The sequence below is a fragment of the Micromonospora sp. NPDC048947 genome (genome assembly GCF_040649495.1).
Taxonomy (GTDB): Bacteria; Actinomycetota; Actinomycetes; order Mycobacteriales; family Micromonosporaceae; genus Micromonospora; species Micromonospora alfalfae.
In genome coordinates this window covers 308,444-319,418 of record NZ_JBEZFO010000007.1, presented here as the reverse complement: position 1 = coordinate 319,418, position 10,975 = coordinate 308,444, and the positions used below count along the sequence as shown (strand labels likewise).

The window sequence follows — 10,975 nt, the reverse complement described above, 5'->3', positions numbered from 1 at the left end:
CAGCGTTGATCATGAAGTTATTGCCATGACACGCCGGAGTGGGTGGCAATAACTTCATGATCAACGGGGAGAGGGTGGGAGGGGGGTGGGGGTGGGGGTGGGGTTAGAGGCCGGATAGGCGTTGGCCGGCTCTTACCACTGCCATGGCGTGGCGTTCGCCGGGGCGGCGGCCCAGGCGTTCGATCGGGCCGGAGATGCTGACCGAGGCGATGACCCGGCCGGTACGGTCGCGGATCGGGGCGGAGACGCTCGCCACACCGGCCTCCCGCTCGGCGACGCTCTGCGCCCAGCCGCGACGGCGTACCTCGGCGAGGGTGCGGCCGGTGAACTTGCTGCGCGGCAGCAGCGGCATCACCGCCTCCGGCGGCTCCCAGGCGAGCAGGATCTGGGCCGCGGAGCCGGCCGTCATCGGCAGCACCGAGCCGACCGGAACGGTGTCCCGTAGGCCGCTGGCGCGTTCCGCCGCTGCCACGCAGATCCGCTCGTCGGCGCGGCGCAGATAGAGCTGCGCGCTCTCGCCTGTGGCGTCGCGCAGCGCGGCCAGCAGCGGCTCGGCGGCGGTCAGCAGAACGTCCGGCGCGGCGTTGGCCAACTCGCCCAGGCGGGGGCCGGGCCGCCATCTGCCCTGGGTGTCACGCACCAGCATTCGGTGGATCTCCAGGGCCTGGGCCAGGCGATGTGCCGTGGCCCGGGGCAGCTTCGTGCGTTCGACGAGTTCGGCAAGGCTGGCGCCGTCGACGCAGGCGGCCAGGATGACCACCGCCTTGTCGAGAACGCCGACACCGCTCATACTGTGTCCCACAAGCCGAAACTTACCTCCCAGAATTTAGGATGTCCAGATGGTGGGAGTCACTCCTGAGCCGAGGACCCTGGCCGAGAAGGTCTGGGACGCGCACGTCGTACGGTCCGCCGCCGGTGAGCCGGACCTGCTCTTCATCGACCTGCACCTGCTGCACGAGGTGACCAGCCCGCAGGCCTTCGACGGGCTGCGGCTCGCCGGACGCCGGGTGCGTCGTACCGACCTGACCCTCGCGACCGAGGACCACAACACCCCTACCGGGTACGCCGACCCGGCGTTCCGCCTCCGCCGTGGTGACCTCCTCACCATCGCGGACCCCACGTCGCGTACGCAGATCGAGACGTTGCGCCGCAACTGCGCCGAGTTCGGGGTGCGACTGCACCCGCTCGGCGACGACAACCAGGGCATCGTGCACGTGATCGGCCCGCAGCTCGGCCTCACCCAGCCGGGTCTGACGATCGTCTGTGGCGATTCGCACACCGCCACCCACGGCGCCTTCGGCGCGCTCGCCTTCGGCATCGGCACCAGCGAGGTGGAGCACGTCCTGGCCACCCAGACGCTGCCGCAGAGCCGGCCGAAGACGATGGCGGTGAACGTCACCGGTCGCCTCGCGCCCGGCGTGACCGCCAAGGACCTGGTGCTCGCGCTGATCACGCAGGTCGGCACCGGTGGAGGTCGCGGGCACATCGTCGAGTACCGCGGCGAGGCGATCCGCGCCCTCTCCATGGAGGGGCGGATGACCATCGCCAACATGTCCATCGAGTGGGGTGCCAAGGCCGGCATGATCGCGCCGGACGAGACCACCTTCGCGTACCTCAAGGGTCGACCCAACGCGCCGCAGGGCGCGGACTGGGACGCGGCGGTGGCGTGGTGGCGGACGCTGCCCACCGACGAGGGCGCGCGCTTCGACGCCGAGGTGACCCTGGACGCCAGCCAGATCACCCCCTTCGTCACCTGGGGCACCAACCCGGGGCAGGGTGCGCCGCTGAGCGCCCCGGTGCCGGACCCTGAGGAGTTCACCACCGACTCGGAGCGCACGGCCGCCCGCCGGGCCCTGGAGTACATGGACCTGCGCCCCGGCACCCCGCTGCGGGAGCTGCCCATCGACGTCGTCTTCGTGGGGTCCTGCACCAACGGTCGCCTGGAGGACCTACGGGCCGCCGCTGACGTGCTGCGTGGGCACCGGGTCGCCGACGGCGTCCGGATGCTCGTGGTGCCCGGCTCCGCCGCCGTGCGCGAGGCCGCCGAGGCCGAGGGTCTGGACAAGGTCTTCGCCGACGCCGGGGCCGAGTGGCGGTTCGCCGGCTGCTCCATGTGTCTGGGGATGAACCCCGACACGCTGAAGCCGGGCGAGCGCTCCGCCTCCACCTCGAACCGCAACTTCGAGGGCCGTCAGGGCCGGGGTGGGCGTACCCACCTGGTCTCCCCGCCGGTGGCCGCCGCCACCGCAGTGGTCGGCCGGCTGGCCGCCCCCGCCGACCTGTAGAAGGGACCGACGAGATGGACAAGTTCACCACCCACACCGGCACCGCCGTGCCGCTGCGCCGGTCCAACGTGGACACCGATCAGATCATCCCCGCCGTGTACCTCAAGCGGGTGACCCGGACGGGCTTTGCCGACGGGCTGTTCAGCGCCTGGCGGGAAGATCCGACATTCGTGCTCAACGATGAAAACTATTCCGGGGCGTCGATCCTCATCGCCGGCCCGGAGTTCGGCACCGGCTCATCCCGGGAGCACGCCGTCTGGGCGCTACGGGACTGGGGCTTCCGTGCCGTGGTGGCCCCGCGCTTCGGTGACATCTTCCGCGGCAACGCCCTCAAGGAAGGTCTGTTGCCGGTCGAGTTGGAATTGAAAGCCGTCGAAGAGTTGTGGGACCTGGTCGAGGCGGATCCCACCACTGCGGTGACAGTCGACCTGACCGCCCGCCAGCTCCGGGCGGGGGACGCGAGCTGGTCATTCCCGCTGGACGACTTCAGCCGTTGGCGGCTCCTGGAAGGCCTCGACGACATTGGACTCACCCTCCGCCACGCCGCCGACATCGACTCCTACGAGGCGCGCCGACTGCCGTTCCTGCCCTCCGTGGCATAGCCGTTAGGCCGCTCGCACAGCGGATTTCACCCCCATCGGTCCAACCGGTGGGGGTGAATCCGTTACGACACAAGGGCTTTTTTCTACCGAATGTTTGTGTCCCGGCAGCACAGGGCATACCGTGCGCGCAGAATGGCTCGCGACGAGTCAGTTGCACAATCGGGAGGAAGTCGTGAACAAGGCCGAGCTCATCGAGGCGCTCGCCGTTCGCCTGGGGGACCGGAAGATGGCGACGGCCGCGCTCGACGCGGTCCTCACCGAGGTCCAGGCGGCGGTCACCAAGGGCGAGAAGGTGGCGATCACCGGATTCGGAGCGTTCGAAAAGCGTGTGCGTGGCGCGCGAACAGCGCGCAACCCGCGTACCGGCGAGGCGGTGAAGGTCAAGAAGACGTCAGTCCCGACCTTCCGTCCCGGCGCCGGGTTCAAGGAGATGGTGGCCAGCGGCAAGGTGCCGAAGGCCACGGTGGCGACGAAGAAGACCGCCACCAGCACCGCCACGGCCAAGGCGGCGGGCACCAAGGCGACCGGCACCAAGGCGGCCACCGCCAAGGCGGCGGGCACCAAGGCGACCACCGCCAAGGCGGCCAGCAAGAAGACCGCCCCGGCCAAGGCGAGCAAGACCACCACGGCGACCAAGACGGCCGCCAGCAAGAAGACCGCCCCGGCCAAGGCGAGCAAAACCACCACGGCGACCAAGACGGCTGCCAGCAAGAAGACCACCGCGGCGAAGAAGACCACCGCCGCGACCCGGTCGACCGCGGCGAAGAAGACCACCGCGGCGGCGAGCAAGAGCACGGCGGCCAAGAAGGCGCCGGCGAAGAAGGCTCCGGCCAAGAAGGCGGCCAGCAAGCGCTGACCGACCCGAACCGCAAGGGCGTCCACCAGTGGGTGGGCGCCCTTGCGGCGTACCGGGACGGCCCTTCGGCGTACGGGGACCGTTGACCGGGTTGGCTCGCTCGCGCAGAATCGCCGTGCCGGCCACCCCTGGGCCGGCCCGTCGACGGGAAATGGGGCGCCGGTGCGCTACCGCCAGCTCACCACCGGAACGCTCGCGCTGGGCGTGCTCCTCCTCATCGACGTGCTGCGGGTCTGGTTGCCCGGCATCATCACCATCTTCGGTCAGGCGGCGTCCACCCCGGCCGAGCTGATGGGGGCGTTCGCCCTCGGCTGGTTCGTGCTCGCGATGGGCGCACCCGCAGTGGTCCGCCGAGTCGGAGCCCGCCCGGTCACTGTCGTCGCCGCCGTCGCGCTCGCCGTCGCACGGCTAGCGCTCACCGCCGGTCCCGGCGGGCGTACGCAGCTCTGGTTGGCCACCGCCGGGTTGCTCGCCGGGCTGGTCTGGCTGGTCGGCGTCGCCGCCGACACCGAGCGCCCGGTCCCGGGGCTGGCGTTGGGATTCGCTGTCAACGCGGCGGTGCACGCGGTTCTGGACACCGTCGACCTGGTCTGGCGGGGTGACTGGGTGGCCTGGCTGCTCAGCGCCGTCGCGGTGGCGGTGTTCCTGGCCGGCACGGCGCAACCCGGCCAGCGCGGCGGTGCAGGTGACGCCCGCACTGACGCCGCTGTCGGCCCTGTCGGCCCCGCTGACGCCGCTGCCGGCCCTGGTGGTGGCCGAGCCTGGCTGCTGGCCGGGCCGGCGCTGCTGCTGGCCGGAATGGTGGCGCTCTCCCCGGCGCTGGCCCGAACCGGGATGTCGTACCTGGTCGCCGGGGACGGGGTGGCTCGTTCGCCGCTGTTCGGCCTGGCGCCGGTGCCGGTGGCGGTCGCCGGGTTCCTGTGCGCCGCGTTGACCCGGCCGCCCAGCGGGTGGGGCCGGGCGTACGGCCCGGTGGCGCTGCTCGGCGGGGCGGTGCTGTTCGCCCTCGACCGGGGCGACCTGCTCCTGCCGGCGATCCTCCTCGCCGCTGTCGGCCTCGGCGCCTGCCTCGCCCTGACCGACGACACGAGCCAGCCTGCGAACGACACCGCGAGCGTCGACACCGCTGGTGGCGCCAGCGCCTCCCGGCGGGGGTACGCGGTCGCCGCCGGGATGCTCGTCTTCGCGCTCGGTGCTGTCGGCTACTACTCGGCCTACGACCTCGGCTACCCCAACGCGGCGGTGCCGGTGGTGGTGGCAGTGCTGATCGCCGCGGTGGCGTTCACCGCCCGGCCCGTCGTCCACCGGCTTCCCGGGCCGTTTCCGCCGCTCCGGGCCGCCGCCGCTGTCACCGCGCTGGCGGTGCTGGCACCGGTGCTCGCCGACGAGGTGCCGGTGGCCAGCAACCGCGACGGCCCACCGCAACGGTTGACGGTGGTGGCGTACAACATCCGGATGGGGTTCGGGCTGGACGGCCGGTTCGACCTGACCGGCCTCGCCCAGGTCGTCGAGAGGCAACGGCCCGACGTGGTGCTGCTCAGCGAGGTGGACCGGGCGTGGCTGCTCAACGGCGGGCACGACACCCTGGACCTGCTGGCAGACCGGCTCGCCATGCCGTACGTCTTCGGGCCGGCCGCCGATCCGGTCTGGGGTGACGCGGTCCTCAGCCGTTGGCCGGTACGCGATCCGCGGACCCTGCCGTTGGCCGCCGTCGGCGCGCCCACCGGAGCGCAGGCCCTCGCTGTCACGCTGGATCTCGGCGACGGTGTCAGTACCGCAGTGGTCAGCACCCACCTGCAACCGCCGCCCGGCAAGGGCCCGGTGGTCCAGGCCCGCGCGGTCGCCGACTTCGCCACCCGGTACGCCGCCGGTAGGCCGTTGGTGGTGGCGGGTGACCTGAACACCGAGCCGGGCGACGAGGCGTTCGCCCAGTTCACCAAGGCCGGCCTGGTCGACGCGTTGGCCGCCGCCCGACCACTGGCGACCAGCCCGGCGGACGACCCGCGCCAGCAGATCGACCACATCTTCGTCTCGCCCGGCCTGACCCCCGGCGATCCGGTCGCGCCGCGCAGCACCGCCAGCGATCATCTGCCGGTCGCTGTGACAGTGACCCTGCCGCCCCGCTGACCAGGCCGGGCCCGTACGAACGCGGTGCCCTACAGCCGGTCGGCGGCGAGCAGCCGGTCGGCGGCGAAGGCGAGCAGCCAGCCGCCGCCCTTCGGGGTGGTGAAGTCCTCATCGGTGCGGCCGGTCAGCCGCTCCAGGGCGCCCGGCAGGACCTTGCCCTGGCTGCACACCGCCGACTGCCCACCGGCGCTGGCCAGCTCCAGCACTCGGGCGGCGGTGGCCAGGATCTGCTCGTCGCTCTGCTGGCCGGGTTGTGGCTCGTCCAGGTCGCCGCAGACCTCGATCGGCAGGTCGAGCAACGCGGCGGCCGGGTCGAGTGTCTGCACGCACCGTCGCGGTGACGCCGACACCAGTCGGGCCGGTCGGATCAGGGCGATCAGCTCGGCCAGCCTGCTCGCCTGGGCCCACCCCTCGGCGTCCAGGGGCCGCCCGACGTCCGGGCCGGACCAGGTGGCCCGCTTACCGGCGTGCGCGTGCCGGACCAGCGCGACAGTCGCCGTGACCGACGGCAGCGCGGCGAACGCCGCCAACACCTCGGCGTCGTGCGGGTAGCTGACCAACCGGATCGCGTCGTCCACCGCGAGCCAGCGGATGTCGTCCACCTCGGTGTCCGGTTGGAAACCGCCGCTGGCCACCGCGAGCATCGACCAGTAGTCGACCAGCTTGGGTTGCCCCTCGCTGCGGTACCGCACCGACGGCAGCCGCACCTGCGGCACACCCCGCACGTCGGCCTCCTCGGCCACCTCACGGACCGCCGCGGCCAGCGCGTGCTCGCCCGGCTCCAGCTTGCCCTTCGGCAGCGTCCAGTCACCGTAGCGGGGGCGGTGCACCACGCAGACGTGTACGCCGTCGTCGGTCGGCCGCCAGGGCACCCCGCCGGCCGCCCGGATGCCCGTCACGGCAGCCAACTGGTACGCCGTCGCCGGGTGGCCCGGTGCCAGGCGGCCGGGAGGAAACCCCGCATCCGGCGTACCGACTGGCGTTCCCGCTCGGCCAGCCGCCCGGCGGTGACGGCCAGCTCGTGGTCGTCGGGTCGCTCGGCGGCGATTTCCAACCAGGTGTCCGCCGCCACCGCCGCGTCCTGGTGCTCGCCGAGCACGTCCTGCACGCCGGCGAGTGCGCGGGACAGCCGTCGTGCGCCAGTTCCGACCGTCGGGGCCACCGCGTTGACCGCGTACCGGGTCTGCTTGGCCTCCTTGCGGACGGCGTGCCAGCGGTCGTCCGGCGACTGCGCGTCGAGCCCACCGACGCCGTCCGGCCCGGTCAACAGTCGCCAGGGGCGGGCCACCAGCGCTGGTAGCGCCTGCCCGGCGGGCGCTGCGGCCCGGCGGGTGAACCGGGGCGCGCGGGCGGCCAGCACCAGGGAGTCCACCAGGGCCAGGTAGCGCGCGGAACGCAGCATCTCGTCGATGGCGGTGAGCGCCCGCCGCTGCCGTTCGGCGAGCACCTCGTCGAGGCGGTCCACCGCGCCCCGGTCGAGCGGGCTCAGCGGATCGGCGTCGGCGGTACGGCGCAGCCGCGCGCGCAGAACCTCGGCGTCGCGGGCCGCGCCGAGCACGTCGGCCAGCCAGCGCAGCTCGGTGCGTAGCGGGCGGGACCAGGTCTTTCGCAGCAACGGTTTGAAGGTGCGCAGATCACTGCGCAGACGTCGGCAGGCCACCCGCATCTGATGCACCGCGGTGTCGCCACCGGCGGCCGGGGCGCGCAGCCGGACCAGCGGGTCGTGCGCCAACAGCCGGCGGATCTCCTTGCGGAGCGCCTCGGTCACCACGTCACCGGCGCTCGGCTCGGCGGTCAGCCCGGCCGGCGCGACCAGGTCCGGATCGGCCTGCGCCGTCTCGCCCAGCGCCCGTACGTGCTTGGGCGTGAACGACCCGCCTCGGGCGCCAGCCTCGCGCAGCACCCCGCCGACCCGGTCGAGCAGCTTCCGGTCGCCGGCCTTCAGCTCCACCTCCACTTCGCGGAACGTGTCGGTGGTGCTGCCGGTGTCGTCGAGCACCGTCACCCGGTCGTCCACCACCTCGGCGAGGACGGCGCCGGCCCGGTCACACACCTCGTACGCGTGCCGCACCGTCCGCACCACAGTCACCGGGGCCAGCGGCGCACTCCGGTGCAGGACGGTGACCAGCTCCACCAGCTCCGGAGGGGGCTGCCCCTTCGGCCCGGCACGGGAGATCTCGTGCCGGACGCCAGGCGTGCCGGTCGGTAGTTTCACAGTCCACGGCAGCTCGTCGCCCCGGCGGTGGCGCAGCGAGGCACCGGCCCGGGCCAGCCGCAGGTCGACAGTGTCGAGGTAGCGGGCGACAAGCGTCACCGGTGGCAGTGCCCGGACCCGACCGCCGGCCGGGGCCGTGCCGGTCAGGTCCGGCAGCACGTAGGCGTCGTCCACCTCGTACTTCTGCTCCTCCTCGACCATCAGCTCAGCCTATGCGCTGCGCGGTCAGCTGGCCGTGCCACCGACGCGGCGCAGCAGCAGTTCCTGGAGATGGGCCCGGGGGGCGTTGTCACCGCCGGTACGCCGGGTCCAGGTCCCGTCGCCGGCCAGCTCGAACGCGTCCACTTCGGGGCTCATCGCGGCGGTGAGCACATGGTCCAACTCGGCGCGGGCGATCGGGTCGCTCACCTGCACCAGCGCCTCCACCCGCCGGTCCAGGTTGCGGTGCATGAGGTCGGCCGAGCCCATCCAGAACTCGGCCTCACCGTTGTTGCCGAACCGGAAGACCCGGGAGTGTTCCAGGAACCGGCCGAGGATCGAACGGACCCTGATGTTCTCCGACAGCCCCGGGACGCCCGGGCGCAGCGTGCACATGCCCCGGATGAGCAGGTCGACGTGGACACCGGCCTGGGAGGCGCGGTACAGCGCGTCGGTCACCCCCTCGTCGACCAGAGAGTTGACCTTGAACTGGACCAGGCCGGGCATGCCCAGGCGGACGTGCGAGATCTCCCGCTCGATCCGCTCGATGAGGCCGCTGCGGATGCCCTGCGGGGCGACCAGCAACCGCCGGTACGCGGTCTGCCGGCTGTACCCGGTGAGCACGTTGAACAGGTCGGTGAGGTCGGCGCCGCTCTCCGGGTCGGCGGTGAGCATGCCGAAGTCCTCGTACAGCCGGGCCGTCTTCGGGTGGTAGTTGCCGGTGCCGATGTGGCAGTAGCGACGGATCTGGTTGCCCTCCTGCCGGACCACCAGCGCGGTCTTGCAGTGCGTCTTCAAGCCGACCAGGCCGTACACCACGTGGCAGCCGGCGCGTTCCAGCGTGCGGGCCCAGCCGATGTTGGCCACCTCGTCGAAGCGGGCCTTCACCTCCACCAGCACCACCACCTGCTTGCCGGCGGCGGCCGCGTCGACGAGCGCGTCGACGATCGGGGAGTCGCCGCTGGTCCGGTAGAGGGTCTGCTTGATGGCCAGCACGTTCGGGTCGGCGGCGGCCTGCTCGATGAAGCGCTGCACGCTGGTCGCGAACGAGTGGTACGGGTGGTGCACCAGGATGTCCCCGTCGCGCAGTGTGGAGAAGACGCTGCGCGGCACCTCGCCCTCGGCGAGGCGGGGATGGGTGGCCGGCACGAACGGCGGGTCCTTCAGGTCCGGCCGGTCCGCCTCGCCGTAGACCTGCCACAGCGCGGACAGGTCGAGCAGGCCGGGCACCCGCAGTACGTCCTGGTCGTCCATGTCCAGCTCGCGGACGAGCAGCTCCAACATGTGGTCGGAGATGGACGCGGCGACCTCCAGGCGGACCGGGGGACCGAACCGCCGTCGGGCCAGCTCCCGTTCCAGGGCCTGGAGCAGGTCCTCGTCGCGGTCCTCGTCGACCTCCACCTCGGCGTTGCGGGTGACCCGGAACAGGTGGCACTCGACCACCTGCATGCCACTGAACAGCTGCCCCAGGTGCACCGAGATCAGGTCCTCCACCGGCAACATCCGCACGCCCGGCTGGTCACGGTCCACCCGGACGAAGCGGGGGACGTTGTTGGGCACCTTCACCCGGGCGAACAGCTCCGAACCGCCGTCCGGGTCACGAACCGCCACCGCCAGGTTCAGCGACCGCCCCGAGATGTACGGGAACGGGTGCGCCGGGTCCACCGCGAGCGGGGTCAGCACCGGAAAGATGTGCTCCCGGAAGTAGGTGCGCAGCCGCTCTCGCTCGCCGTCGCCCAGCTCGCCCCAGCGCAGGATGCGGATGCCCTCGTCGGCCAGCTTGGGCAGCACGTCGTCGACGAAGCAGGCGGCGTGCCGGGCACCCAGCGCGGCGGTCCGCTCCGCGATCAGCTCCAACTGCGTACGCAGGGGCAGCCGGTCCCCGCCGCGCACCGGCAGGCCGGCGGAGAGCCGCCGCTTCAGCCCGGCGATGCGCACCATGTAGAACTCGTCGAGGTTGCTGGCGAAGATGGCCAGGAACTTGGCCCGCTCCAGCAGCGGGGTGCGCTGGTCCTCGGCCAGGGTGAGCACCCGGGCGTTGAAGTCGAGCCAGGAGAGCTCCCGGTTGAGGAACCGGTCCTCGGGCAGCGGCGGGGCCGCCGGAGGCTCGTCGTCGTCCTCCGGCGCGGCACCTGTCGGCAGGTCGTCGGGCAGGACCTGGTGGACGTCACCGGCGGCCGGGCCGTCCGCTGCGATCTTCGGAGCGGGGTCGATGACCTCGTCCAGCCCGGAGGAGGCGGCACCGGGATCGTCGGCGAGCGTGTCGGCGCGGGCGGCGCCGGCACGTTCAGCGCGAGACGGGCGGAACCGCCCATCGGTGCCGCGCGTACGGGCGCCGTTGCGGAGGTCGGTGGCGGGCGGGTGGGCCGGTTGCTCGCGAGGGGTGCTCACCCGCTCATAATCACCCGATTACGGTAAACGCAAAATGAACTTGGGCTCGCCGGGTCAGATCATCGTCGGCAATGTCACCCGGACAACCTCGCCGTCGGGATCGGTGTCGATGCGAACCCGCTGCCCGAGGCGGAGAAGCCGCAGCCCGGAGGCGTCGAAGGCCCGCGCGGGGAAACGCATCTCGGTGCCGTCGTCGAGCAGCAGGACACCGCTGCGCGTCGCCGCGTCGTAGCTGGCCACAGTGCCCTGCATGCTGGCACCGTACACCCGGCGGTTCACCCGGTGGCGCGGGCTCAGCCCA

9 protein-coding genes are annotated in these 10,975 nt (G+C 72.3%); 4 read left to right on the top strand and 5 right to left on the bottom strand.

All coding sequences use genetic code 11. The features are described from left to right. Window positions 1-103: 103 nt before the first annotated feature. The gene (locus AB0B98_RS13540) at window positions 104-790 is read right to left on the bottom strand and encodes an IclR family transcriptional regulator (RefSeq protein WP_007456408.1); all 687 of its coding nucleotides are present in this window, start codon (window positions 788-790) and stop codon (window positions 104-106) included. Between the two features lie 49 nt (window positions 791-839). Here AB0B98_RS13540 and leuC point away from each other — a divergent pair, with 49 nt between their 5' ends. The 4 genes from leuC to AB0B98_RS13520 all read left to right on the top strand — a co-directional run bounded on the left by leuC (window position 840) and on the right by AB0B98_RS13520 (window position 5,870). After that, window positions 840-2,285: a 3-isopropylmalate dehydratase large subunit gene (leuC, locus tag AB0B98_RS13535; RefSeq protein ID WP_279516866.1), complete on the top strand. Its 1,446-nt coding sequence runs from the start codon at window positions 840-842 to the stop codon at window positions 2,283-2,285. Between the two features lie 14 nt (window positions 2,286-2,299). After that, complete coding sequence (leuD, locus tag AB0B98_RS13530) at window positions 2,300-2,887, top strand: 3-isopropylmalate dehydratase small subunit (protein WP_238671054.1); 588 nt, start codon at window positions 2,300-2,302, stop codon at window positions 2,885-2,887. 172 nt (window positions 2,888-3,059) lie between these two features. Further along, window positions 3,060-3,743, top strand: a complete 684-nt coding sequence (locus AB0B98_RS13525) for an HU family DNA-binding protein (RefSeq protein ID WP_357270030.1) — start codon at window positions 3,060-3,062, stop codon at window positions 3,741-3,743. Window positions 3,744-3,905: 162 nt separating this feature from the next. Further along, the gene (locus tag AB0B98_RS13520) at window positions 3,906-5,870 is read left to right on the top strand and encodes an endonuclease/exonuclease/phosphatase family protein (protein ID WP_357362743.1); all 1,965 of its coding nucleotides are present in this window, start codon (window positions 3,906-3,908) and stop codon (window positions 5,868-5,870) included. A 29-nt stretch (window positions 5,871-5,899) separates the two neighbouring features. On the opposite strand, the gene AB0B98_RS13515 is transcribed toward AB0B98_RS13520, so the two are convergent. The 4 genes from AB0B98_RS13515 to AB0B98_RS13500 are packed head-to-tail and all read right to left on the bottom strand — an operon-like array spanning window position 5,900 to window position 10,926. After that, window positions 5,900-6,778 (bottom strand): NUDIX hydrolase, encoded by an 879-nt coding sequence (locus tag AB0B98_RS13515; RefSeq protein ID WP_357362741.1) that lies wholly within the window; start codon window positions 6,776-6,778, stop codon window positions 5,900-5,902. Continuing rightward, on the bottom strand, window positions 6,766-8,286 hold the full coding sequence (locus tag AB0B98_RS13510; protein WP_357362739.1) for a CYTH and CHAD domain-containing protein: 1,521 nt from the start codon (window positions 8,284-8,286) through the stop codon (window positions 6,766-6,768). The genes AB0B98_RS13515 and AB0B98_RS13510 overlap by 13 nt, the downstream gene beginning before the upstream one ends. A 24-nt stretch (window positions 8,287-8,310) precedes the next feature. Beyond that, window positions 8,311-10,674 carry an RNA degradosome polyphosphate kinase gene (locus AB0B98_RS13505; protein WP_357362737.1) on the bottom strand — a complete coding sequence of 788 codons (2,364 nt, stop codon included), beginning with the start codon at window positions 10,672-10,674 and terminating at the stop codon, window positions 8,311-8,313. 54 nt (window positions 10,675-10,728) lie between these two features. Then, on the bottom strand, window positions 10,729-10,926 hold the full coding sequence (locus tag AB0B98_RS13500) for a hypothetical protein (RefSeq protein WP_030335323.1): 198 nt from the start codon (window positions 10,924-10,926) through the stop codon (window positions 10,729-10,731). Window positions 10,927-10,975 lie beyond the last annotated feature (49 nt).